19 protein-coding genes, 1 tRNA gene and 2 pseudogenes are annotated in these 25,126 nt (G+C 68.2%); 15 read left to right on the forward strand and 7 right to left on the reverse strand.

Going from position 1 to position 25,126, the window contains the following annotated elements:
• Positions 1 to 318, forward strand: a 318-nt coding sequence (locus H623_RS0100715) for an integrase core domain-containing protein (RefSeq protein WP_022899035.1), incomplete at its 5' end; no start/stop codon positions are given.
• Positions 319 to 427: 109 nt separating this feature from the next.
• Here the strand turns inward: H623_RS0100715 and H623_RS0100720 are convergent.
• Positions 428 to 500, reverse strand: a tRNA-Glu gene (locus tag H623_RS0100720).
• A 308-nt stretch (positions 501 to 808) separates the two neighbouring features.
• Between H623_RS0100720 and H623_RS0100725 the strand changes: the two genes are divergently transcribed.
• Positions 809 to 1,465: a hypothetical protein gene (locus H623_RS0100725; protein WP_245558839.1), complete on the forward strand. Its 657-nt coding sequence runs from the start codon at positions 809 to 811 to the stop codon at positions 1,463 to 1,465.
• On the opposite strand, the gene H623_RS0100730 is transcribed toward H623_RS0100725, so the two are convergent.
• Complete coding sequence (locus H623_RS0100730; RefSeq protein WP_022899037.1) at positions 1,449 to 2,951, reverse strand: HNH endonuclease signature motif containing protein; 1,503 nt, start codon at positions 2,949 to 2,951, stop codon at positions 1,449 to 1,451. The two genes, H623_RS0100725 and H623_RS0100730, sit on opposite strands and share 17 nt — an antisense overlap.
• A 286-nt stretch (positions 2,952 to 3,237) precedes the next feature.
• Positions 3,238 to 4,101 (reverse strand): annotated as a pseudogene (locus tag H623_RS0100735) (diacylglycerol/lipid kinase family protein); the annotation flags it as partial.
• Positions 4,102 to 4,154: 53 nt separating this feature from the next.
• Here H623_RS0100735 and H623_RS0100740 point away from each other — a divergent pair.
• Positions 4,155 to 4,793 carry an MBL fold metallo-hydrolase gene (locus H623_RS0100740; RefSeq protein ID WP_022899039.1) on the forward strand — a complete coding sequence of 213 codons (639 nt, stop codon included), beginning with the start codon at positions 4,155 to 4,157 and terminating at the stop codon, positions 4,791 to 4,793.
• Positions 4,794 to 4,875: 82 nt separating this feature from the next.
• Here H623_RS0100740 and H623_RS0100745 read toward each other — a convergent pair whose 3' ends face one another.
• Positions 4,876 to 5,514 carry a histidine phosphatase family protein gene (locus H623_RS0100745; protein WP_022899040.1) on the reverse strand — a complete coding sequence of 213 codons (639 nt, stop codon included), beginning with the start codon at positions 5,512 to 5,514 and terminating at the stop codon, positions 4,876 to 4,878.
• Between the two features lie 447 nt (positions 5,515 to 5,961).
• Between H623_RS0100745 and H623_RS0100750 the strand changes: the two genes are divergently transcribed.
• On the forward strand, positions 5,962 to 7,635 hold the full coding sequence (locus H623_RS0100750) for a thiamine pyrophosphate-binding protein (protein ID WP_026939764.1): 1,674 nt from the start codon (positions 5,962 to 5,964) through the stop codon (positions 7,633 to 7,635).
• A 40-nt stretch (positions 7,636 to 7,675) separates the two neighbouring features.
• Here the strand turns inward: H623_RS0100750 and H623_RS0100755 are convergent, their stop codons facing one another.
• Positions 7,676 to 9,073 carry an MFS transporter gene (locus H623_RS0100755; RefSeq protein WP_022899042.1) on the reverse strand — a complete coding sequence of 466 codons (1,398 nt, stop codon included), beginning with the start codon at positions 9,071 to 9,073 and terminating at the stop codon, positions 7,676 to 7,678.
• 86 nt (positions 9,074 to 9,159) lie between these two features.
• Here H623_RS0100755 and H623_RS20790 point away from each other — a divergent pair, with 86 nt between their 5' ends.
• The 8 genes from H623_RS20790 to H623_RS20795 all read left to right on the forward strand — a co-directional run bounded on the left by H623_RS20790 (position 9,160) and on the right by H623_RS20795 (position 18,501).
• Positions 9,160 to 10,863, forward strand: coding sequence for a fumarylacetoacetate hydrolase family protein (locus H623_RS20790; protein WP_022899043.1), 1,704 nt, complete (start codon positions 9,160 to 9,162; stop codon positions 10,861 to 10,863).
• Positions 10,860 to 11,690, forward strand: a complete 831-nt coding sequence (locus H623_RS17050) for a GntR family transcriptional regulator (protein ID WP_022899044.1) — start codon at positions 10,860 to 10,862, stop codon at positions 11,688 to 11,690. Before H623_RS20790 ends, H623_RS17050 begins: the two co-directional genes overlap by 4 nt.
• 20 nt (positions 11,691 to 11,710) lie before the next feature.
• Positions 11,711 to 13,252: a 5-carboxymethyl-2-hydroxymuconate semialdehyde dehydrogenase gene (gene hpaE / locus H623_RS17055; protein ID WP_211217955.1), complete on the forward strand. Its 1,542-nt coding sequence runs from the start codon at positions 11,711 to 11,713 to the stop codon at positions 13,250 to 13,252.
• Between the two features lie 126 nt (positions 13,253 to 13,378).
• Positions 13,379 to 14,545 carry a 3,4-dihydroxyphenylacetate 2,3-dioxygenase gene (hpaD, locus tag H623_RS0100775; protein ID WP_022899046.1) on the forward strand — a complete coding sequence of 389 codons (1,167 nt, stop codon included), beginning with the start codon at positions 13,379 to 13,381 and terminating at the stop codon, positions 14,543 to 14,545.
• Positions 14,506 to 15,330: a 2-oxo-hept-4-ene-1,7-dioate hydratase gene (gene hpaH / locus H623_RS0100780; RefSeq protein ID WP_157560850.1), complete on the forward strand. Its 825-nt coding sequence runs from the start codon at positions 14,506 to 14,508 to the stop codon at positions 15,328 to 15,330. Before hpaD ends, hpaH begins: the two co-directional genes overlap by 40 nt.
• Positions 15,315 to 16,118: an HpcH/HpaI aldolase family protein gene (locus H623_RS0100785; protein ID WP_022899048.1), complete on the forward strand. Its 804-nt coding sequence runs from the start codon at positions 15,315 to 15,317 to the stop codon at positions 16,116 to 16,118. Before hpaH ends, H623_RS0100785 begins: the two co-directional genes overlap by 16 nt.
• A gap of 425 nt (positions 16,119 to 16,543) precedes the next feature.
• A complete protein-coding gene (locus H623_RS0100790) occupies positions 16,544 to 17,260 on the forward strand; it encodes an NUDIX hydrolase (RefSeq protein WP_022899049.1) in 717 nt (238 codons plus the stop codon).
• On the forward strand, positions 17,257 to 18,501 hold the full coding sequence (locus tag H623_RS20795; protein ID WP_022899050.1) for an MFS transporter: 1,245 nt from the start codon (positions 17,257 to 17,259) through the stop codon (positions 18,499 to 18,501). Before H623_RS0100790 ends, H623_RS20795 begins: the two co-directional genes overlap by 4 nt.
• Positions 18,502 to 18,574: 73 nt before the next feature.
• Here H623_RS20795 and H623_RS0100800 read toward each other — a convergent pair whose 3' ends face one another.
• The gene (locus H623_RS0100800; RefSeq protein WP_026939766.1) at positions 18,575 to 20,266 is read right to left on the reverse strand and encodes a CocE/NonD family hydrolase; all 1,692 of its coding nucleotides are present in this window, start codon (positions 20,264 to 20,266) and stop codon (positions 18,575 to 18,577) included.
• A 169-nt stretch (positions 20,267 to 20,435) separates the two neighbouring features.
• Between H623_RS0100800 and H623_RS0100805 the strand changes: the two genes are divergently transcribed.
• From H623_RS0100805 to H623_RS0100815, 3 genes are all read left to right on the forward strand, one after another.
• Positions 20,436 to 21,068, forward strand: a complete 633-nt coding sequence (locus H623_RS0100805) for a TetR/AcrR family transcriptional regulator (RefSeq protein ID WP_051143029.1) — start codon at positions 20,436 to 20,438, stop codon at positions 21,066 to 21,068.
• A gap of 95 nt (positions 21,069 to 21,163) precedes the next feature.
• Positions 21,164 to 22,618: a sugar porter family MFS transporter gene (locus H623_RS0100810; protein WP_022899052.1), complete on the forward strand. Its 1,455-nt coding sequence runs from the start codon at positions 21,164 to 21,166 to the stop codon at positions 22,616 to 22,618.
• Between the two features lie 56 nt (positions 22,619 to 22,674).
• On the forward strand, positions 22,675 to 24,465 hold the full coding sequence (locus H623_RS0100815) for a DEAD/DEAH box helicase (RefSeq protein WP_022899053.1): 1,791 nt from the start codon (positions 22,675 to 22,677) through the stop codon (positions 24,463 to 24,465).
• A gap of 60 nt (positions 24,466 to 24,525) precedes the next feature.
• Here the strand turns inward: H623_RS0100815 and H623_RS17065 are convergent.
• Positions 24,526 to 25,083, reverse strand: a pseudogene (locus H623_RS17065) (transposase); the annotation flags it as partial.
• Positions 25,084 to 25,126: the final 43 nt, after the last annotated feature.

Here is a 25,126-nt window from a genome sequence, read left to right on the forward strand (position 1 = left end):
CGTGGCGTCACCGTCGAGCGCGTCCTGTCCGACAATGGCTCCGCCTACAAGTCCTACGCCTGGCGCAATGCCTGCGCCGAGCTCGGGATCACACCGAAGAAGACCCGCCCCTACCGGCCCCAGACCAACGGCAAAATCGAGCGGTTCCACCGCACCCTCGCCGACGGCTGGGCCTACGCCCGGCTCTACCCCTCAGAAACCGCGCGACGAGGAGCCTTACCGGGCTGGCTGCACTTCTACAATCACCACAGGCACCACTCCGCAATCGGAGCCCCACCCATCACCAGACTCAACAACCTGCCTGGACATCACAACTAGACAGACACGCCCGAACCCATCCACTCTTTCTGGCCGATAAGCCCGGGTGGGCGGCCGGCCAACGCAACGAAGCCCGGTCCCTTCCGAAGAAGAGACCGGGCTTCTGCTGTGACCCCAGCGGGATTTGAACCCGCGTTACCGCCGTGAGAGGGCGACGTCCTAGGCCGCTAAACGATGGGGCCGTTGCCGTTGCCGTGAAAAGGCAACTCATCGAGTATGCCATACGTCGGGGATGCCTTCCAAACCGAGGCGGCACGGGGTCCGGACCCACCAAAGCCGCATGAACCACGGAAATCCGCACAGTGCGGAAGCCCGCACGCCCCTTGCCGCAATCGGGTGGCATCCTGGCAGCGTCGGCTTGGGTTGCGGCCGCGTCGGCTCGCGCTCTGACGTCCTCGTCGATCCGCGTTCTGGCCTCCTCGCCGACTCGCATTCTGGCCGCATCGCCGGCTCACGCTCGGGCCACATCGCCGATTCGAAGGAGCCCCTCATGCGCTCGACCCGACCCCTCCCCGGCGACCCGTGGCCGCATGACATGGTCCTGACGATCGTGGACGACGCGCAGTCACTCCTCGATCTGTTGTGGGTTCGCGAGGCGTGGAAGCTCGATCTTGACGATGCCGCTCGAGCCGGTGAGGATCTGCCGCCGCGGCTCACCGTCACACCCGAGCCGGTGCGCTCGTCGGAACGAGAATCGATGCCGATCTCTGAGTGGCAGGATGCCTGGCCCGCACTCTGGCGGGACTGTTTGCTGCACACGGCATCGCCGTTCGACGGCAGCGCGTTCGAGCGCCTCGAAGCGCTGAAACGCGGTTCTGAGGAACGCGAACGTGCGCTCCTCGAGCTCGTGGGACCGACGTGGTCGCACCGATTCGGACGTGACGCGTTCACGGACGAATACCAGCCGTGGCAACAACGCCTCGTCGACGGCCGGAGCGTCCGTCACCTCGCACCGGTGGACGAGCAACCAGAGAGACGAGCCCTCGATACGCTCGTACTCGCGTGGCGGGCGGGTCTCACGACGATCGTCGAGATCCCGTGCCGGGGCACGTTCACGCGCATTGTCGGCAGGAATGCGATCCTCGTCACCGCCGAGACGTGCGCCGACCCGGCTCGATACGCAGAGGCGCTCACCCTGTTCTCCTGACGCCGAGCTCTGTTCCGCTGACGCCGAGCTCGTTCACCCGGCCTTGAACCCGGCGCTCGTCCTCGACACCTGTTCCCCTGGCCTCGACCTGTATCGCGCCCGGCCTGGTCCGCGCTTTCGTTGCCCGCCGCCATTCGCGTTCGCGGTCGATCCAGACCGGTGGTCGCACGTAGGGCACGCCCGTCCGCATCTGGATCTCCCATCCGGACGTTTCGATCGTGTGGTGGTGATGCCAACACAGCAGGACACCGTTATCGGTGTGGGTGGGGCCGCCGCGGGAGTACTCCTCGACGTGGTGCACTTCGCACCAGCCGGCGGGGATCGTGCAGCCGGGGATCAGGCATCCGCCGTCGCGCAGGGTGATCCCGCGGCGCTGCTGCGGGGTGAAGCCTCGTTCCGGGGATCCGAGCGCGAGGAGCCGACCGTCCGGAGCGAAGTATCCCTTCTGCACACCCCCGGTGCAGGCGAACTGCTTGACCGCGTCGATCGAGACCGGCTCCTCAATGCCATCGATCCACCCCGCACCGCTGCCGCTGGCCAACTCGTCGGCGCCGACGCTGACGAGAACGGTGGGGAACGCGCCGCCGATCGTGGGCAGCTCGGCACTGCGGGAGGCGGCATCCAGGACCGCGGCGAACACATCGTGCCTCTGCTGTGCGGGAGTGCGGTCGTCACCGGTGACGAGTGCCTCCGCCTGCTCCTCGGCAGTCAGGAAACGTCCGGTCACCTTCGGCGTGAGGCAGGAGTCGAAGATGCGTTCCAATCGGCCGGCGATCTCAGGCAGCAACTCCATGCGGTAACGGATCAAGCCGCCGCGTGATCCCGTCTTCGTGATGCCGCGCCCGACACGCGCCCGCTCTTCGTCCGCTTTCACTCCGTCGGGGTCCAACGCCGCCTGCCACTGCACTGCCTGCACCCGTGTCTGGTCGGCGGTGAACGGCACGGTCTGCTCCCCCGTTTCGGCATCCACGCCAAGAGCCGAACCAACGAGTGACTCCTCGGCTGCAGCCAGCATTCCTGGCTCGGCACGATCGGCGACCGTGTTCAGCATGAACGCGATCGCAGTCGCGGAGTCCAGGCCGAGAGTTCCGGCATCCATCGCCTGCGCCACGATCGGCCGTTTCGGCGGCAGGCTCTCGCCGATGAGCGATTCACGGGGCAGGATGCCTGCACCCAGCCGCGCACGCGCAACCGCTGTACGTTCGGCAACCTGCGTGAGACGGGCGAGAAGCTCGAACCCGTTGCGGCATCCCTTGCGCCTCGACAACCGGTCCGACCCCAGCGACGGGCGGGAACGTTCGACGACCTCGGCGGCCGTCGCGACGCGCAATGCGTCGATAGCGCGCCCGACGTCTTCTATGGCGGTAACCGTCGCCAGAAGCGCGTTGTCAGGCAGGCTCGAGACCTCGTGTACGGCAACAACCGATCGCACCGCTGACAGAGCAGAGGCTGCCGCCGCAGTGAGTCGTTCGGTGAGATCGTCCACGCATCAAGTCAACCGGCAACCACCGACACTTCGACACCATAAATCCCGATCAGAGCGGATTTCTGTGGATAACGGGATTCGCCCCCAGTTGTGGACGGAGAGATGCAGCCGACCGAGCCTCCGAGCGCGGCGCGTTGGGCCGCCAGAGGACGCGCCGCACACCCGTACAGGAGCCGCGCAACGCCGCTCACCCGTGCAGGAGCCGCGCAACGCCCGTTCAGCCGTACAGCAGCAGCGCCTCCGGCACTACGGTGACCTCGACGGGCAGCGCGCCGACGCGTTCCCCGTCCGCATACGCGACGATGCCATCCGCCTCGATGCGCACCGTTCGCACCCGTGTGATGTGCACCTCGGCGAGATCGGTGTGCTCGCCGCGGAAGACGCGCGGGAACACGTTCAGAAGCCGAAGCCGAGGCATCCGATCGACGATGAAGAGGTCGAGCATGCCGTCGTCGAGCCGCGCATCGGGCACGATCTTCATGCCACCGCCGATCGACCGGCCGTTCGCGACCGACACGAGCATGGCGTCGACGTTCTCCGCCACGCCATCCACCTCGAGCCGGTACTTCACCGAACGGAAGGTGAGCAGCTCACGCAGCATCGCGATCGTGTATCGCCGCGGTCCGCGCGGCCGCACCATGCGATTCGCGCGCTCGTTGACGAGCGCGTCGAAACCCGCAGACAGCACGCCGGCGAACCATGTGGTGAGCCCACCGTGACGCACCCGACCGAGGTCGACACGTCGCGGGCCGCGGGAGAGCGCATCCTCGAGCGCGCCGATGGATGCTTCCACATCGTCGATCGGAAGCCCCAGCGTTCGCGCGGTGTCGTTCCCGGTTCCCGTCGCGACGATGCCGAGCGCGACGTCGGTCTCCGCCACGATGTTCACCCCCAGACTCACCATGCCGTCACCGCCGACGACGACGAGCGCGTCCACACCTCCCCCGTCGATCACCTTCGCGGTCTCCCGGCGCAGCAACTCGTAGTTCGGCTGTGCGATCACGAGCACGTCGTGACCGGAAGCCTCCAGCGCACGTGCGACGGCCGGGCCGTCGTGGCTGCGAAGGCCGAACGACGCCTGCGGATTGATCGCGAGCGCGATCCGCAGTCTCGCCCCGAGCGGGGCACCGGTGCCCGGGGCGGTGGTCATGACCCGATTATGGCGGAAGACGGATCGCACGCCTCACGCGCCACAATGGAGCCATGAGACTCACCAAGCTCGAGCATGCGGCCCTCATTCTCGAGGACGACGACAAACGGCTGTTCATCGATCCCGGCTCGTTCACCACGCCGATCACGCAAGCGGGCCACACGGTCGCCGTCGTGATCACCCACGAGCACGCCGACCACTGGACGCCCGAGCAGCTGAACCGCATTCTGGAGCAGAGTCCGGATGCCGTCATCTACGGCCCCGAAGGCGTCGCCAAGGCCGCGTCCGACTTCGACGTGCACGTCGTGCACCCGGGCGACACGGTCGAGGCGGACCCGTTCACGCTACGGTTCTTCGGCGGCCGGCACGCGGTCATCCACTCGTCGATCCCGGTCGTCGACAACGTCGGTGTGATCGTGAACGACGCGCTCGTCTATCCGGGCGACTCCTTCGCTGCGCCCGAACTCGCCGAGATCGACGTGCTCGCGGTTCCCTCCTCTGCTCCGTGGTTGAAGGCCTCCGAGTTCATCGACTACGTGCTCGGGCTCAAGCCCAAGCACTCGTTCTCGACGCACGAGATGGTCAGCTCGGTCATCGGGCGACAGATGGCGGATGCCCGCATCCGCTGGGCGACGGAACAGGGCGGCGGGCGCTACCTCGGCCTGAATCCGGGCGACACGTACGAGATGTGAGCGCCCAGCTCCAGCTGGAGTCGGCGCACGGCCCGCGCTGGCAGTTCCCGCTGAAGTCGGTGTGCAGGTGCCGCGGGCCGGCTCAGCTGAAGTCGGCGCGCGGATCGGGCGGGCAGTTCCAGCGCAGCACCGCCTGCTGCTCGTGCTCGTAGCCGAGTTCGCACACGCTGCCGGTGTCGAGACGGATCACTGCACCCGCGGTGACGGGCAGGCCCGCCCAGGTGACCGCGAGCATCCGCAAGAAGTGTCCGTGCGCCACCAGGAGCACGTCTTCGCCGGCCTTGAGGCAGTCGGTGCACTTGTCGATCACGCGCTGTGCACGCGCCATCACCTGATCGGCGCTCTCCCCCGGCGTCTGCTCGCCCGGGATGACGCCGTCGTTCCAGAGATCCCACGGTTTGCCGTCACGCGAAGCGACGATCTGCTTCGTGGTGATGCCCTCGTACCCGCCGTAGTCCCACTCGACGAGGTCGTCGTCGATCGTGGGATGCGCATAGCCGGCCAGCGCGGACGTGCGGCGCGCGCGCATCCTCGGACTGCACAGCACCATGGCGAACTTGTGGCCGCGCAGCATCGACCCCTGGTCCCGCGCCTGCTGCTCACCGCGCTCGGTGAGCGTGAGGTCGGTCCAGCTCGTGTGCTTGCCGACCCTGCTCCACGGCGTCTCGCCGTGCCGGATCAACACCAGCCGTCCATTCCGATCGGTATCGCCGTCCGACATGCGCGCTCCCGCCTCTTCGTGCCGAGACCACTCTGACAGATCGCCCAGCGGCACAGGCGCCCGGCACGCGCATCGACCGCCCGCGACAGCGGGTGCCGGGCACCGGCATCCGTTTCGAAGTCAAGAAACGCGAACAGACGCGCCATCGTTTGCATTTTTTGACTTCCAAACTCAGCTGCGAAGCCTTGCACGGGGTCGCGAACCATTGCGCCGGGCCGTGAACCCTTGCGCCGGGGCCGTGAACCAGTGCGCAGAGTCGCGAAGCCGCTCGCTCGAGCGACCGCCCCCGCACGACAGGCCGGCGTCGCGGCCACTCGGTAAGATCGAGCCGTCCGGAGGCCCGCTGGCCCCCGGTGCTCGCAAAAGGGGCACGAAACCGCTGTCATGCACGGCGCGCGAGACACATACGGCATCTTCCGTATCGTCACCGTCTCGAAAGGCTTCGTCGTGTCCACCGTCTCCGCCCACGTCGCGCTCACTCTCGCCCGCCACCTCGACCACGTCTTCGGCATCATGGGCAACGGCAACGCCTACTTCCTCGACGCCCTCGAACGCGAGACCAACGCCGTCTACACGCCCGTGCGGCACGAGGCCGGCGCCGTCGTCGCCGCGGATGCGTTCTACCGCGTCTGCGGCGGCATCGCCGCCGCCACCGCAACCTACGGCGCCGGGTTCACGAACACGCTCACCGCGCTCGCCGAGGCGGTGCAGGCGCGCATCCCGCTCATCCTCGTCGTCGGAGACGAGCCGACCTCCGGGCCGCGACCGTGGGACGTCGACCAGATCGCACTGGCCGCCGCCGTCGGCGCCCGCACCTACACGGTCGGCCGAGCGGATGCGGCCGCCACCACGATCATCGCGGTCGAGCACGCGCTCACCTACCGGGTTCCCACCGTGCTCGCCATCCCTTACGACGTCGCCGCGCTCGAGGCCGGGCCTGTGCCACCTGCGCCGGAGCCGCGCGTCCCGTCTCCGATGCAGCCGGCAGACCCGTTCACGCTGGCCACGCTCGATCTCGTCGCCGACGCGTTGGCCGGCGCGAGGCGTCCGTTCCTCCTCGCCGGACGCGGAGCCTGGCTCGCGGATGCCGGCGCGAACCTCGGCGAGCTGGCCGAGGCGACCGGCGCGGTCACCGCGTCCACCGCGCTCGGCCGCGGCATCTTCCCCGACTCTCGCCATGACCTCGGCGTGACGGGCGGATTCGGAGCGAAGCCGGCGATGGATCTCGTGCACGAGGCAGACGTCGCGATCGTGTTCGGCGCATCCCTCAACCAGTTCACGATGCGGTTCGGCGACCTCTTCGCCCCGCAGACGCAGGTGGTGCAGGTCGACACGGCGCAGGCCGCGACGCATCCGCACGTCGGACGCTTCGTGCGCGGTGACGCTCGGCTCGTCGCCGGCGAACTCGTCGAGCGCCTGCGCGCTCGCGGCGGTTCGCCCAGTGGCTGGCGCGAGACGATCGACGTCACAGCGCTCACCCGGCGAGAACGCGCAGGCGAGTTCGCCTCCGACGGCCGACTCGACCCCCGCGCCGTCGCGGCGCGATTGGCCGAACTGCTCCCCGACGACCGCGTGGTCGTGCAGGACGGCGGCCACTTCATGGGCTGGCCCAACATGTACTGGCAGGTGGCCTCTCCCGAGCGGATGCTCATGGTCGGCACCGCCTACCAGTCCATCGGACTCGGGATGCCATCGGCCGCCGGCGCTGCGCTCGCCAAGCCGGAGTCGACGGTGGTGCTCTCCACCGGCGACGGCGGCGGGCTCATGGCGCTCGCCGACCTGGAGACCGCCGTGCGCGTGGCCCGTGGGCACGGGATGGCCGTGGTCTGGAACGACGCCGCCTACGGTGCCGAGGTCAACCTGTACGGGCTCAAGGGGCTGGCGCGCGAGCCGATGCTCATTCCCGACGTCGACTTCGCGGCGCTGGCCGCCTCCGTGGGGGCGGAGGGCGTCGTGGTGCGCTCGCTCGCCGACCTCGACCGGCTGGAGAGCTGGACTGCGACGCCCGCTGCCGAGCGTCGGTTCCTACTGCTGGACTGCCGCATCTCGCCGAACGTGATCTCGCCGCACCAGCGCGAGGTGATCCGCGCGAACGGCGTGCCGGAGCCCGCCGGCGACTGATGCCGGCGAGCTCCGGGTACGCACGCGCTGGTGAGGCCGATCAGACCTTCGACATGCCGTAGATCGGACTCTTCTCCTGCTCGGCCTCGTTCTCCGGTCCGAGTGGGATGCCCGTGCGGTCGCGCAGCAGAAGCGTTGCGATCAGACCGATCGCCGTCATCCCGGCCAGGTACCAGGTGATGCCGCTCGTCGAACCGGTCGACTGGAAGATGGCCTGCGCGATGGTGGGCGCGAACGCACCGCCCAGCACGGCACCGATCGCGTATGAGATCGACACTCCCGAGAACCGGATGGATGCCGGGAACAGCTCGGAATACAGCGCAGCCTGTGGCCCGTAGGTGAACCCGAGGCCCACGCTCAGGATCAACAGCGCCGCGCAGAGCGACCACAGCGTGCCGAGGTTCGTCAGCGGGAAGAGCAGGAAGACGCCGATCCCCTGCAGGATCCACCCGATGATGTAGGTCGTGCGCCGGCCCAGCACATCCGAGAGCCAGCCGCCGACCCAGGTGGAGATGAGCCAGAGCACGCCGGAGAGTGCAACGATCCAGAACACGGGGCCCGGGTCGAGCTTGATGGGGCCGTTCGCGGCGGTGGCGTAGTGCTGCACGTAGCCGCCGGTGGTCATATAACCGACCGCGTTGTTGCCGGCGAACACCAGCGCCGCGATGATGACGAGCAGCAGATGGCGGCGCAGGAGCTGCACGATCGGCATGCGCGCCTTCTCCTTGCGCTCGGCGATCTCCTGGAACACCGGGCTCTCACTCACCCGTGAACGCACCCAATAGCCCACGATGACGAGTACGACGGAGAGCAGGAACGGGACGCGCCAGCCCCAGGCGAGGAAGGCATCCCCCGGTGCGATCTGCTCCATCACGGCAAGCACGATCGAGGCCAGGAGCAGGCCGATCGGCACACCGATCTGCGGGGCCGCGCCGAAGAGACCGCGCTTCTTCTTCGGCGCGTGCTCGACGGCCATCAGCACAGCGCCGCCCCACTCGCCGCCGGCCGAGATGCCCTGCAGAACGCGCAGCAGGATCAGGAGAATCGGCGCCCAGATCCCGATCACCGCGTGCGTGGGCAGCACACCGACCAGCGTCGTGGCGCCGCCCATCAGGAGCAGTGTCAGGACCAGCATCGGGCGACGGCCGATCTTGTCACCGAAGTGGCCAGCCAGGAAAGCGCCAAGCGGTCGGAAGAGGAAGCTCACGCCCACGCTGAAGAACGAGACGATCTGCGCGAAGTCCTTGCCCATCGGCTCGAAGAACAGCTGGGCGAAGACCACACCTGCCGCGAACGCGTAGATGAAGAAGTCGTACCACTCGACAGTGGTTCCGATGACCGTGGCGATCGCGACCCTGCGCCGATCGAGGGCTGTCGCGATGGTTCCGGTGGGGGTCAGGCTGCTCCCGGAGGAGCTGTTCACTTTCGGTTCAGTCATTCGTGACTCCTTTGTCAATGGGCTCCGTTGCCGGATGCCGACTGATCATATACGATTTCAGATACACCACAAGGGCGAGGGAGCTCATGGGCACTGACACCACTGCAACGGATGCCACCGAGGCGACGCGGCAATCCTCCGCGAGCGCGGATCCACGGTTCGCCGCGCTCCCCTGCCGGCCGGGCAAGATCGTCGCTGTACACCTGAGCTACGTGTCGCGCGCCGACCAGCGCGGCCGCCGGCCGGCGGCCCCCTCCTACTTCCTCAAGCCGTCGAGCTCGGTCGCCGCCACGGGCGGCGCCATCGAGCGGCCGGCGGGCACCGAACTGCTCGCATTCGAGGGCGAGATCGCCCTCATCATGGGCAGTTCGGCGCGACGCGTCAACGTCGAGAACGCTTGGACCCACGTCGGATGGGTGACCGCCGCGAACGACTTCGGGCTCTACGACCTGCGTGCCGCCGACAAGGGGTCCAACGTGCGCTCCAAGGGCGGCGACGGCTTCACGCCCCTCGGCCCGAACCTCGTCGACGCGCGCACGATCGACCCGGCGGCGCTTCGCATCCGCACCTGGGTGAACGGCGAGCTCGCTCAGGACGACACCTCGGCCGGGATGCTCTTCCCGCTCGCCCAGATCGTCGCCGACCTCTCGCAGCACTTCACGCTCGAGACCGGCGACGTGATCCTCACCGGCACGCCCGCCGGCTCCTCGGTGGTCGTCCCCGGCGACACCGTCGAGGTCGAAGTGGATGCCCCGACCGCGCCGTCAGCACCGTCCTCCGGTCGGCTGGTCACCGCCGTCGCACAGGGATCCGACGGCTTCGACCCGGCACTCGGCTCGCTACCCGCTGTCGACGACACGCAACGCGCCGAGGCCTGGGGATCGCGGGAGGCCGCGGGGCTTCCGCCCGTCGGCTCCGGGGCGAGCACGGGAGCCGGGACGAGCGCGAGCGCCCACGCGGACGCCACGGACGCCGCCGCGATCGGCGCGACCACGACAGCGGCCGAAGCGGCCCAAGCGACGCAGGCACCGGCATCCACGGGCCTCTCCCCCGCGCTGCGCGCCAAGCTCGAGCAGGCGCCGACGGCGAGCCTCTCCAGCCAGCTGCGCAAGCGCGGGCTGAACAACGTGTTCATCGACGGGGTCGCGCCGCTGCATCCGAACGCGAAGCTCGTCGGGACGGCGAAGACGCTGCGTTTCGTGCCGAACCGCGAAGACCTCTTCCGCAGCCATGGCGGCGGCTACAACGCCCAGAAGCGGGCGTTCGACTCCGTGCGCGAGGGCGAGGTGCTCGTCATCGAGGCCCGCGGCGACGGCACGGCGGGCACGCTGGGCGACATCCTGGCCATCCGCGCGAACGCCGCGGGGGCGGCCGGGGTGGTCACCGACGGTGCGATCCGCGACCACGACGCCGTGGCCGCCGTCGGTCTGCCCGTCTACTCGAACGGAGCGCATCCGTCAGTGCTCGGCCGGCAGCACGTGCCCTGGGATGCCGACCTCACCATCGCGTGCGGCGGCGCCACCGTGCAGCCGGGTGACGTGATCGTCGGCGATGCCGACGGGGTCATCGTCATTCCCCCGACGCTGGCCGAGGAGGTCGCGGATGCCGCACTCGCCCAGGAGCAGCAGGATGCCTTCGTCGCCGAGCAGACCGCCACCGGCCACGGGCTCGAAGGGCTGTTCCCGATGAACGAGGAGTGGCGGGCGCGGTATGAGCAGCGCGGGGCATCCGATGCATCGCCACGACCCGATGCGGCGGAGCGGGATGTCACGGGACCGGAGCAGCGATGAGCGGCGTCGAGGCCCCAGCCGGGGGCAAGCCGGCCGGGAGCAAGCCTGCTGGGAGCAAGCCTGCTGGGAGCAAGTCGGAGCAGGCGTACGCGTTCATCCGCGACCGCATCGTCGACCACCGCTACACACCGGGATACCGGCTGGTGCTGGGCACCATCGCAGCCGATCTCGGCGTGAGCGTCGTGCCGGTGCGCGAGGCGATCCGGCGATTGGAGGCCGAAGGCTTCGTCACGTTCGAGCGCAATGTGGGTGCACGCGTCGCGCTCGTCGATGAGACCGAGTACGTGCACATCATGCAGACGCTCGGTCTCGTCGAAGGGTGCGCGACCTCGTTGGCCGCACCCTCGCTGACGGACGCCGACCTGGATCGCGCACTCGCGATCAACGAGTCGATGGCCGGTCTGCTCGACCACTTCGACCCGCACGAGTTCACCTCGCTCAACCACCGGTTCCACAGCACGCTGTTCGAGGCGTGCCCGAATCCGACCCTCCTCGAGCTCGTGCATCAGGGCTGGCACCGCCTGCCCGGCGTGCGCGACACGACGTTCGCGTTCGTTCCCGAGCGTGCCCGGCACTCGGTCGAGGAGCACCGCGAGATCGTGCGACTCATCCGCGAGCACGCCGATCCGCTCGAGATCGAACTCGCGGCCCGGTACCACCGCTGGGCGACGCTCGAAGCGTTCCTGGCGGCGCGGCATCCCGACGGACACGACGACGCGAACGCGGGCCCCGCGTCCACTTCCGACGCGTCCACCACCGACGCGGAGAACACCACCGGCACCCAGACCACCACCGACACGCTCCTCACCGAGACGGAGGCATCATGACAGACACCACGACCAGCACGATGACCGGGCACGTGCCCGATGACCTGCCCACGAGCATCCGGCACTACATCGACGGCGAGTTCGTCGACTCGGTCGACGGCGACACGTTCGACGTGATCGAGCCGGTGTCGAACCGGGTGTACCTGAAGGCCGCGTCGGGCAAGAAGGCCGACATCGACCGCGCCGTCGCCGCGGCGAAGAAGGCGTTCGACGAGGGCCCGTGGCCGAAGATGCTCCCCCGCGAGCGCAGCCGCGTGCTGCACCGCATCGCCGACATCGTCGAGTCGCGGGACGCGCGGCTGGCCGAGCTCGAATCGTTCGACTCTGGCCTGCCGATCACCCAGGCGCTCGGTCAGGCCCGTCGCGCCGCCGAGAACTTCCGGTTCTTCGCCGACCTGGTCGTGGCCCAGGCGGACGACGCGTTCAAGGTGCCCGGTCGTCAGATGAACTATGTGAACCGCAAGCCGATCGGCGTCGCCGGGCTCATCACGCCCTGGAACACACCGTTCATGCTCGAGTCGTGGAAGCTCGGTCCCGCTCTCGCGACCGGCAACACCGTCGTGCTGAAGCCGGCCGAGTTCACTCCGCTGTCGGCGTCGCTGTGGCCGGGCATCTTCGAGGAGGCAGGCCTCCCGAAGGGCGTGTTCAACCTGGTCAACGGCTACGGGGAAGAGGGTTTCGCCGGCGACTCGCTGGTCAAGCATCCGGATGTTCCGCTCATCTCGTTCACCGGAGAGAGCCGCACCGGGCAGATCATCTTCGGCAACGCCGCACCGTTCCTCAAGGGCCTGTCGATGGAGCTCGGCGGCAAGTCGCCCGCCGTGGTCTTCGCCGACGCGGACCTGGACGCCGCGATCGACGCCACGATCTTCGGCGTGTTCTCGCTCAACGGCGAGCGCTGCACCGCGGGCAGTCGCATCCTCGTTCAGCGCTCCATCTACGACGAGTTCGTGCAGCGCTATGCCGAGCAGGCGAAGCGCGTGAAGGTCGGCTATCCGCACGATCCCGACACCGAGGTCGGCGCGCTCGTGCATCCCGAGCACTACGAGAAGGTGATGAGCTACGTCGAGCTCGGCAAGAGCGAGGGGCGCCTGGTCGCCGGCGGCGGCCGGCCGAAGGGCTTCCCCGAGGGCAACTTCGTCGCGCCGACCGTGTTCGCCGATGTGAAGCCGGATGCCCGCATCTTCCAGGAGGAGATCTTCGGCCCGGTCGTCGCCATCACCCCGTTCGACAGCGACGAGGAGGCCCTCGAGCTCGCCAACGGCGTGAAGTACGGGCTGGCTGCGTACGTCTGGACGAACGATCTGAAGCGGGCGCACAACTTCGCCCAGTCGATCGACGCCGGCATGGTGTGGCTCAACTCGAACAACGTGCGAGACCTGCGCACTCCGTTCGGCGGGGTGAAGGCATCCGGCCTTGGACACGAGGGCGGCTACCGATCGATCGACTTCTACACCGACCAGCAGGCCGTGCACATCACGCTCGGCAGGGTGCACAATCCCACCTTCGGCAAGCAGGAGCACCACACCGAGGTCGAACTGGACGACCCGGACCCGCGCTGACGCCGCCACCACCCCATGCTCCCTGAGCGAGCGAAAGCGAGTCGAAGGGCACACCCCGCCACACACTTCGACTCGTCGCTTCACTCCTCGCTCAGAGACCGATACAAGCAAGGACGCTGAAATACCATGACCCATCGTGAAGACATGACACTGACGTCGTCGGGCTTCTTCGTCTCCCAGGAGGCGCCGATCGACTGCGACAACCCCACGCCCACGCCACAGGCGCCGGCCCCGGACATCCTGCGTTGCGCGTATATGGAACTCGTCGTCAGCGATCTCAAGCGCTCGCGCGACTTCTATGTGAACGTCCTCGGACTCACCGTGACCGAGGAGGACGAGCACGCCGTCTACCTGCGCTCGCTCGAGGAGTTCATCCACCACAACCTGGTGCTGCGCGAGGGTCCCGTGCCCGCGATCGCAGCGCTCTCCTACCGCGTGCGCACGCCCGAGGATCTCGACAAGGCCGTCGCGTTCTACACCGAGCTCGGCTGCCGCGTCGAGCGCTGCACCTCGGGCTTCGTCAAGGGCGTCGGCGACTCGGTTCGCGTGACCGACCCGCTCGGATTTCCCTACGAGTTCTTCCACGACGTCGAGCACGTGGAGCGTCTCGCGTGGCGGTACGACCTCTACTCGCCGGGCGCGCTCGTGCGTCTCGACCACTTCAACCAGGTCACCCCCGACGTGCCGCGCGCGGTGAAGTTCATGCAAGACCTGGGCTTTCGGGTGACCGAAGACATCCAGGATGCCGAGGGCACCGTCTACGCCGCCTGGGTACGTCGCAAGGCCACGGTCCACGACACCGCCATGACGGGCGGCGATGGACCGCGCGTGCACCACATCGCGTTCTCCACGCACGAGAAGCACAACATCCTCGCGATCTGCGACAAGCTCGGCGCCCTGCGCATGTCGGACCGCATCGAGCGCGGCCCCGGCCGGCACGGCGTCTCGAACGCCTTCTACCTCTACCTGCGCGACCCCGACGGCCACCGCGTCGAGATCTACACGCAGGACTACTACACCGGAGACCCCGACAACCCGGTCGTCACGTGGGACGTGCACGACAACCAGCGCCGCGACTTCTGGGGCAACCCCGTCGTGCCGTCGTGGTACACGGATGCCTCGCTCGTGCTCGATCTGGACGGCGAGCCCCAGCCGCTCACCGCGCGCACCGAGGCGAGCGAGCTGAGCGTGACAATCGGCGCCGACGGCTTCTCGTACACGCGCGAGGAGGAGGGCGAGGGCTCGATGCCCGAATGGAAGCAGGGCGAGTACAAGCTGGGGCACCAGCTGTGAGCCTCGACGACGGCACCATCAGGAGCATCGCGGCAGAGCTCGCCGAAGCGGATCGCACGCACGGCGTGATCCCGCGCATCACCGCGAGGTACCCGGAGGCGACCATCGAGGACTCGTACGCCATCCAGGGCGTCTGGCGCGACACGAACCTGGCTGCGGGACGCCGCATCGTGGGCCGCAAGATCGGGCTGACGTCCAAGGCGATGCAGGCGGCGACGGGTATCACGGAGCCGGACTACGGCGTCATGTTCGACGACACCGTGTACGAGAACGGCTCCGCGATCGCCGTCGACCAGTTCTCGAACGTGCGCATCGAGGTCGAGCTCGCCTTCGTGCTGAAGGACCCGCTCGAAGGCCCGCACTGCACACTGTTCGACGTGCTGCGCGCCACCGAGTACGTCACGCCCGCCCTCGAGGTGCTCAACTCGCACATCGAGCTCGAGGGGCGCACGATCGTCGACACGATCAGCGACAACGCGGCGTACGGCGGAATGGTGCTGGGAGGCATCCCGATGCGTCCGGATCAGCTCGACCTGCGCTGGGTCTCGGCGTTGCTGTATCGCAACGAGACCATCGAAGAGACCGGCGTCGCAGCCGGTGTGCTGAACCACCCCGCGACCGGGGTGGCCTGGCTCGCGAACAAGTTCCATCAGCACGGAGCTCGCCTCGAGGCGGGCGAGATCATCCTGGCCGGATCGTTCACCCGGCCGATGTGGGTCTCGCGCGACGACAGCGTGCTCTGCGACTACAACCGGATGGGGACCATCACATGCCGCTTCGTCTGAGCCCCACGTTCCGCGCTGTGCTGAGCGAGGCATCTCGCCCCCTGGCCGGCATGTGGGTGTGCAGCGGGTCGCCGCTGGTCGCCGAGATCTGCGCCGGCAGCGGCCTGGACTGGCTGCTGATCGACATGGAGCACTGCCCCAACGGCCTGGAGGGAACGCTCGCCCAGCTGCAGGCCGTGGCCGCGTACCCGATCACGCCGCTGGTGCGCGTGCCCGTCGGCGACGTCGTCGTGATCAAGCAGGTGCTCGATCTGGGCGCGCAGAACATCCTGGTGCCGATGGTGTCGTCGGCCGAGCAGGCGCGTGCCGTGGTCGAGGCGGTGCGCTATCCCCCGCGCGGGCGCCGCGGCGTCGGCTCGGCACTGGCCCGGTCGGCTCGCTGGAACCGGGTTGACGGATACCTGACCCACTCCGACGAACACGTCTCGCTCTTCGTGCAGGTCGAGACGGTCGACGCGGTGGATGCCGCGGCCGAGATCGCCGCCGTCGACGGCATCGACGGCGTCTTCGTGGGGCCGAGCGATCTGGCCGCGTCGATGGGCCTGATCGGACAGCAGACGCATCCCGACGTGGTGGCCGCCGTGCACCGCGCGTTCGACGGCATTCGCAGTGCGGGCAAGCCGATCGGCGTGAACGCATTCGATCCGGATGCCGCGCAGTCCTACGCCGAGGCCGGTGCCGGCTTCGTCCTCGTCGGCGCCGACGTCGGACTGCTCGCGCGTGGGTCGGAGGCGTTCGCGGCACGCTGGGTGCCGGAGGCGGACCGGGCGCAGCGGGCGTCGTACTGACGCGAAAGTCCCGCCGTTCGGCTCACCGCGCAGTCCGCGGAGAGCGCAGCGCGTCGACCGGCACTCAGAGAGCGCGGTTTCGGACCATCCGTGGCGGGGCGATGGCTCCCGAGACACGGAGACGCCAAGACGCCAAGACCCCGAGACCCGGAGACCCGGAGACCCGGAGACGCCGAGACGCCGAGACGCCGAGACAGTATTTCAGGACATACGACGCCACATCGATACATCTGTCATCTGACCGGATATGGCCTGAGTTACGAACGGCCGAGGCGGAGTCGCCGACGACGGGGTGAAGCTGAAGCGCGCATGGCCACGGCGGTTCGTGCGATCTGGGGCCAGCACACGTTCCGTACGCTCTGAACGCGGCGCGGAGTCGAAGAGCCTGCGCACGCCGCGTCGGCCCCCTCTAGGCTTGCCGGGACATGACCGAACCACCCTCCGCTGCCACGCCTGCGAGTCCGCCGCGAAGCACACGTGAGCTGCTCGCCGGCCTCGCGAACGTCGTCGACCCGGCCGCGCTGGAACGTCTGCCCGTCGGCGTCGATGCACGTCCCGCATCGGTGCTCGTGCTCTTCAGCGAGGATGCAGGGCGCGCCGAGGCGACCTCACCTACCCCGAGTGCGTCGCCCATCACGGCGCCGGCCGAGCTCGATGTGCTGTTGCAGGTGCGGGCATCCACGCTGCGTCAGCACGCCGGGCAGGTCTCGTTTCCCGGCGGTCGGGCAGAGCCGGGCGACACGGACGCCGTGCAGACCGCCCTCCGCGAGGCCGCCGAGGAGACCGGGCTCGACCCGACGGGAGTCGACGTGCTCGCCACGCTGCCTGCGCTGCCGCTGGCCGCGAGCAACCACCGCGTCACACCGGTGCTCGCGTGGTGGGCGAACCCCATCCCGCTGCGCGCCATCGATCCGGCCGAGACGACGCGCGTGTGGCAGGCACCGGTCTCGAGGATGCTCGACCCGGCATCCCGCTTCACGTTCGTCGTCGAGCGCTTCGGCTCCCGCTTCCGAGGGCCGGCCTTCGACATCGACGGCACGATCGTGTGGGGATTCACCGCGATCGTGCTCGACCGCATCTTCGACGCCGCCGGCTGGGCCGTGCCCTGGGATGCCTCGCGCGAACGGGCCGTGGAGAGTTGACTGACACCGCACTTCTCGAACGCCCTCGGCGACTGACCGGCTTCTTCACCCAGGGCGCCGCGTTCGCCTGGGGTCTCCAGTTCGCGTTCTTCAACACGGCCCTTGCCCTGCTGCTCTCCACACTGCTGCACGCGAGCAACGCACAGGTCGGTCTCGCCCTCGCTCTCTACAACGCGAGCGGCTTCGTCGCCTCCGTCGTCATCCCGGTCCTGGCCGACCGACGCTCGAACTATCTGACCTGGATGCTCGTCTGCGGCGTGCTCAGTTTGGCCTTGGCGGCGGTTCTGGCGTTCAGCGTCTCCTTGACGGTGGCAGTTCTCGGTCTCGTCGTGCTCGGCGGGCCTGCGGCGGTCGGTTCTTCGCTGTTCTTCGCCTACCTCCGCGCGGCGGGCACCGGACGCTCGGCAGTCATGAATACCCGCGCCATGGTCTCCGTCGCGTGGGTCGCCGGACCGCCGGCGGCCATGCTGCTAGCCGGTGCACTGGGGATCAGGACCGTGCTCGCGGCTATCGTCATCATCTCGCTGGCGGGGATGGGCGTCGTCCTCGGCCTTCGCCGAACGCACGCCCGCGCCCGCCATGTACCGAAGTCGGCAGGCGACGCGACGGTCCCCCTCTCCCGCATCCGTGTGGTCGCCATCGTCCTCGCATTCGTGCTGCTGCAGGCGACGAATGCCATGGTGACCTCGGCGATGGCCCTGTTCACCGTCGACTCGCTGCACCTCCCCGAGGTCTGGGGCGGCATCGCGCTCGGCGTCGCCGCCCTCGCCGAGGTGCCGGCCCTCATCCTGCTCGGACGCCTCAGCAACCGGTTCGGCCAGATCTCGCTCCTCGCCGTCGGAATCATCGCCGGCATGGCGTACTACGCCGTCATGGCGTTCGTGCACGACCCGATCGGCCTCGTGGCCGCGCAACTCCTCAACGCCTGGTTCTTCGCCACCGTCTCGGGCATCGGCATCACGCTGTTTCTCGACATCATCCCGAGGCCCGGGCTCGCCTCCGGCTTGTATACCAATACTCGCCGCATCGGGGCCATCATCTCCGGCGGCATCTTCGCTATCGCCGGCACGAGCGCCGGCTTTTCCGGAGCGTTCCTGGCGTGCGCCGCCCTCACGGTGATCGCGCTCGTCATCACGCTCGCCGTCGGCCGCGCCTCCCGACAGGATGCCCGCGGCGCCAGGCCGAGCACCCGACAGAGAGGCCGGCCGGCCGCCGGCGATTCTTCGAGCGCAGCAGGGTGATCATGCCGCGCGGCACAACCTCCATGGAACGCTGCTCATTCCTGAGCTTCTCGGCTTCCTGCGTCGTAGACCGTCACCCGCGCGGGATCACCGGCACCTCGAGCCGCGCGGGGTGATCCATCCCCCAGTGCAGCGTGCACCGCCCGCGCCCGCTCGGCGCGTAGCGCGCCGGAAAGTGCCCGAACAGCGGGTTCTGCGGCTCCAGGTAGCGGCCCGCGACGAGCAGCCGCAGCTCGTCCCCCGCACGGAAAAGCGTCGCCGACGGTGACAGCGGAATGTCCAGCCGCACGATCTCGTTCGGGTCCGGCCGGCGCCTGCTCGCGAACGTGTGCACGGGCTGATGGGGAGTGGATGCCTGCGCATCCGTCGCGCGCATCGACATGCGCAGCCGCCCCTGCGCCACCCGGTCGCGACCGTAGCCGTACGAGCCCTCGAACGGCACGACGGCACCGTTGTGGAGCTTCTCGACGCCGACGAACAGGTTCGCGTCGCGCGCCGCGTCCGCAGCCGCGCCTTCCGCCGACGCCCACAGCACGAGGTTCATCGGGCCGGTGATCTCGGTGTCGTGAGCGAACGTGAACGTGAAGGATGCGGCATCCCGTCTCAGATCGAAGGATGTCGCGCCGACCGTACCCGGGGCATCCGTCAGCCGTCCGTCGGCGCCCAGGTAGAGCGGCGTCCAGGCGGTGCGCGCCAGGGGCCACTCGTTTTCGGCGCGCACCTCCACGATGCGGTCACGGCTCTCGCGCACCTCCAGCCGCACGCGCGGCGGCGGCGCATCCTTCCCGCGCAGGTATCGCTCGAAGAAGGCCAGCTGTGCCCCCTTGGCCTCCTCGCCGTAGAACGTCGCCCACTTCGGTCCCCGATGCAGGTATCCGAACCGCTCGGCCGACGCGACGTGCTGCAGCGCACGGAACGATCCGACGCTGTGCAGGTTCGCATCCGAGAAGCTGGCGCACACCAGCATCGGCACGGTGATCTGCTCTAGCGCGGGCGTCAGCGACTCCCACCACTCGTCGCGCAACGGATGCCTGCGCCGCTCCGTCTTGAAGTCGTCGCTGAGCCGCGCCGCCCGCTTGGTCACGGCCTGCCAGATGCGCGAGAACCCGGTCTCGGCGATGCCGCCCGGGGTCATGAAGTCGCGGTAGGCGTCGGTGAAGCCCTCCCACGGGCAGATCGCCTTCAGGTGCGAGGGATGCGACGCCGCCGCCTTGTACTGCGACAGCGCGAGATACGAGACCCCGAGCATCCCCACGCTGCCGTTGGACCACGCCTGCTCCCCCGCCCATTCGATGAGGTCGTGGCTGTCGCGGCCCTCCGCGTCGGTGAGCAGGGAGCCGGTGCCGTCGGAGTGCCCCGCGCCGCGCTCGTCCGCGTTGACCACGGCGTAGCCGCGGCTGACCCACCACACCGGATCCGGTGCCTCCCAGCCCGTCAGCTCCGAGATCTGCAGCGGCTCCGACTGGTTCATGATGCGGAATTGGAAGTTCAACTTCCACCCGCGCCGCGTGCGCTTCGGCAGCACGTCCTTGCCGTACGGATGCACGCTCACGAGAACGGGGAACGGCCCGTCACCGGCCGGCCGGTACACGTTCACGCTTAGCACCACACCGTCGCGCATCGGCACCTCCACGTCGTGCTCCTGCACGAGCTCCGGCGGCGCGGGCACGACCGAGACGGGTGGACGAAATGCGTTCCGGATGCGCCGGCGCGCGTATCCCGCTCGACCCGGCCGACGCCATGGCACGTCTCGAACGTTCGGCATGCTGCCCTCCGCTCTCTTCGTGATCGACGACCGGTCCAAGGCCGGCCGCGATCGATTCGGCTCTCGCCGGTGCTCCCGACTGGATTGACTATGACGACGTGCAATCCGCCGTGCTGCGCATCAGCATGGATTTGAGTGCCACTCTATAGCGTCGGGTACGCTCAGTGCCATGGCATCCGAAGTGAGCGGTGGACCGAGCCGTCAGGCGAGAGTCGGTGCCGCGTCCCGCCGTCAGACGCAGGACCGCCTGCTGCGCGCTGCCGCCGAGGAGTTCGTCGAGAGCGGCTACGCAGGCGCGACGGTCAGCCGCATCGCGAAGCGCGCCGGCGTCACCGTGCAGACGCTGTATCTGGCGTGGGGCAGCAAGCGCGCCCTGCTGCGCGCGTACATGACCGAGAGCCTGAAGGCCGGCTACGGCTCACCTGATGCCGTCGGCTCGCTGTTCGAGGGCAAGACGGGGCGCGAGGTCACGACTCTGCTAGCGCAGATCGTCGGGAAGACGGCGGAGACATCCTCCCTCGCCTGGAGGCTGCACCGCGATGCCGCCGCCACCGATGAGGAGATCGCCGCCGACTGGAACCTGCTGCAGTTGCTGCGCCGGGGCACGTTCGAGAGGATCGTCGCGCACATCCCCGAGGACGATCTGCGCCCGGGCCTTACCCGAGAGGCCGCACGCGACACGGCCTGGGCGATCGCCAGTCCCGAGTCGTACGAGCTGCTCGTCGTGCGCGCCGGCTACTCGCTCGACGAGTTCGTGGGGTGGATGGAGGCGACGCTGGCGGCGGGTCTGCTCAAGCACTGACCGCCACGCACGTACGAGTGCAGCAGTGCATACCGCAGCTTCTGCAAATTCGCATCCCCTGCCCACGGCAAAAGCGCGAGCGTAACTTGCGCGCCATGGAGAACAGCACTCAGGGCGGGCTCCTTCAGGCGCTCGACACGCGCGATATCGGCCGCTTCTACATCTACTTGGCGGTTTTGGCGACCATCGGTGGATTCTTGTTCGGGTTCGATTCCTCGAACATCGGCTCGGCTCTGGTCTTCCTCCCCTTCAAACTCGGGCCGGTGGCGACCGGAATCATCGTTGCAGGCGCATCGTTGGGGTCGTTCGTCGGAGCGCTGGCCGCGGGGCCATTGACCGACAGGTTTGGACGCAAATCGTTGCTTCTTGCCGACTCGGCGCTGTTCGCGGTCGGCTCGATCGTCTCCGCATTCGCATTCGAGCCCGTCACGCTCACTGTCGGGCGCGTGATCATCGGCATCGCCATCGGAGCCGATTCCGCGATCGCGACCGCCTACATCTCCGAGTTCGCCCCGAAGCGCCGACGTGGTTCGCTCGCCATCATCCAACAATGGATGATCACCATCGGCATCCTCGCGGCCTACGTGATCGCGGTGATCGTGCTGTGGATAGCCCCGAAAGCAGCAACGACAGTGGATTGGCGCGTCATGCTGGGGATCGGTTTCATTCCCGCCATCATCTCGCTCGTGATGCGAGCGCGGATGCCGGAGTCGCCGCGATGGCTGCTCGAGCACGGCAACGAAGACAAGGCTCTCAAAGCCTTCCACCTGCTCGGACTCGAGGCGACCAGCGAACAGGTTCATGCCGAGGCGCTCGCGGTACGCGCGGAGGAGGAACGCGTCGCCGGCCAGACAAGGTGGACCAAGCCCGTCAGGCGCGCCCTCGTGATCGTGTGCGTGTTCTTCATCCTGCAGCAGATCACCGGCATCAATGTCGCGTTCTACTACGGTCCGCACCTGCTCACGCCCTACTTCGTCCACCCCGGCACGTCGGCGGTGCAATCGGAGATCTTTGGCGTCATCGCGGCCGGAATCCTCGCCGTCGTGAACGTCATCGCCACCTACTTCGCCTTCCGGTTCATCGATAGCGTTGGACGTCGACGCCTCGCCATCGGCGCCTATATCGGCATGGCGGTGTTCCTGCTCGTCGGCTCGTATGGCGCGTCGTTCCTGTCCGGCATGGCTCAGCTGCTCGTCGTCATGATCGGATTCGGTCTGTTCATCGCCTGCTTCGCCATCGGGATCGGCGGAACGGGCTGGCTTCTGCAGGGCGAGGTCTTCCCGACGGCGGTGCGCGGGCGTGCGTCCGGAATCGGCGCAGCGGTCGACTGGCTCGCGAACTACGGCTTGGTCCTCGCGTTCCCGATCATGCAGGTCGGCATGGGGCTCGGTTGGACGATGATCGTCTTCGCGGTTCTCTGCGTGATCGGAATCGCCTTCGTCTACTTCTTCCTGCCCGAGACGAAGGGCCACTCCGTCGAGCAGGTGGTGCAGCTGTTCGACGGCCCCGTGAACCGGAAGGACCCGTCGCGACCTTCGACATCGCGGTGAATGACTGAGGGCTGGGTCGGCGCCGAGTACGCGACAGCGACGACTACCGTGGGACTATGACGACGTCGGCACCCGAGACAGAACCTGAGCCAGAACCCACGTTCACCGAGCTCGGCCTCAGCGACCCGGTGCTGAAGGCGGTGAAGGACGTCGGCTACGAGACGCCGTCGGCGATCCAGGCCGCGACGATCCCCCCGTTGATGGCCGGGCGCGACGTGATCGGACTCGCACAGACCGGCACCGGCAAGACCGCGGCGTTCGCGCTGCCCGTCCTGTCCCGTCTCGATCCGGGTCAGAAGACGCCGCAGGCACTCGTGCTCTCCCCCACTCGCGAACTCGCACTCCAGGTCTGCGAGGCGTTCGAGGCGTATGCGACGCACCTGCACGGCATCCGCATGCTGCCGATCTACGGCGGCCAGGGGTACGGCACGCAGCTCTCCGCGCTTCGGCGCGGTGTTCACGTCGTCGTCGGCACGCCCGGTCGCATCATGGACCACCTCGACAAGGGCACCCTCGACCTCAGCGAGCTGAAGTTCCTCGTGCTCGACGAGGCGGACGAGATGCTCAAGATGGGCTTCGCCGAAGACGTGGAGACCATCCTCGCGGGCACGCCGGACGAGAAGCAGGTCGCGCTCTTCTCGGCAACCATGCCTGCCCAGATCAAACGCATCTCGGCGAAGTACCTGCATGACCCCGACGAGATCACGATCAAACGCAAGACGACGACCTCCGCGAACACCACGCAGCGCTACCTGGTCGTCTCGTATCAGCAGAAGGTCGACGCTCTCACGCGCATCCTCGAGGTCGAGAACTTCGAGGGGATGATCGTGTTCGTGCGCACCAAGAGCGAGACGGAGACGCTCGCCGAAAAGTTGCGCGCCCGAGGCTATTCGGCGGCAGCGATCAACGGCGACGTCGCGCAAGCGCAACGCGAGCGCACCGTCAACCAGCTGAAGTCCGGCAAGCTCGACATTCTCGTCGCAACGGATGTCGCGGCGCGCGGTCTCGACGTCGACCGCATCAGCCACGTGGTCAACTTCGACATCCCGATCGACACCGAATCGTATGTTCACCGCATCGGCCGCACGGGGCGCGCCGGGCGGACGGGCGACGCGATCAGCTTCGTCACGCCGCGAGAGCGACGGATGCTCACCGCCATCGAGAAGGCCACGCGCCAACCGCTCACGCAGATGCAACTGCCGAGCGTCGAAGACGTCAACGCCACGCGGCTGAGCCGCTTCGACGAAGCGATCACCGCCGCTCTCGAGCAGGGGTCCCGCATCGCCGACTTCCGCGACATCATCGGGCACTATGTCGAGCACCACGACGTTCCCGAGCAGGATGTGGCTGCCGCTCTCGCCGTCGTCGCCCAGGGGGACACACCGCTGCTGCTCTCGGAGGAGGATGTACGCCGCGAACAACGCGAGCAGCGCGCACTGCGCAATCAGGAGCGGGAGGCCAGGGGCGACCGCGACTCACGCGCCGACCGTTCCGGTCGCGACGGACGGGGCCGGCGCGACGGCCGTGATCGTGGGGACGATCGAGGCGGCCTGACCGATCGACCGGAGCGGCGCGCCCGTCCGGCGAGTGGCCGGATGGCCACCTACCGCATCGCCGTCGGCAGGCGGCAGAAAGTGCAGCCGCGCCAGATCGTCGGCGCACTCGCCAACGAAGGGGGCCTGAGCAGGGAGGATTTCGGTGCCATCGACATCCGCCCTGACTTCTCGCTCGTCGAGCTGCCCGCCGGACTCTCCGACGACGTGTTCTCCCGCCTCGCCGGCACGCGCATCAGCGGCAAGCTGATCGAGCTGCGCCCAGACCGCGGCGGCGGCGCGCGGCGTCGCTAGGAACGAGAAAACGGTCAAGTCCCGGGTAGTGATGTGGTGCGGTGTCCTTCGTTGAGAGGGTCAGGCGCTGAGTTCTAGGGTCGGTTGCTCGGTGACCTCGCGTCCGTTTTCCGTGATGAGGGTGAGGCGGGACTTGGCGAGGATGTCGAGTCCGAGGTAGCGGCGGCCTTCTGCCCATTCGTCGGTTTGCTCGGCGAGGACGGCTCCGACGAGGCGGATGATCGCGTCGCGGTTGGGGAAGATTCCGACGGAGTGGGTGCGGCGGCGGATTTCCCGGTTCAGGCGCTCGTTCGGGGTGTTCGACCAGATCTGCGACCAGAGCCCTTCGGGGAAGCTCGTGAGCGCGAGGGCGTCGGCGCGGGCAGCGTCGAGGTGGTCGAACACGTCGGGGAGTTTGCCGTCGACACAGTCCAGGAGCCGGTCGAACTGCGCAGCGACAGCTTTGGCGTCGGGTTGGTCGTAGACGGAGTGCAGCATCGCTTTCACCGCCGGCCACATGACCTTCGGTGTTACCGACATCAGGTTCGCCGCGTAGTGGGTGCGGCAGCGTTGCCAGGCAGCACCGGGCAGGTTCGCCGCGATCGCCTCCACGAGACCCGGGTGTCCGTGGTCAAGAACCTCGTGGGGTGTCCCTACATTAGGAGCGTTACCATCATATGAT

It is taken from the genome of Humibacter albus DSM 18994 (assembly GCF_000421825.1).
In the GTDB taxonomy this organism is placed as follows: Bacteria; Actinomycetota; Actinomycetes; order Actinomycetales; family Microbacteriaceae; genus Humibacter; species Humibacter albus.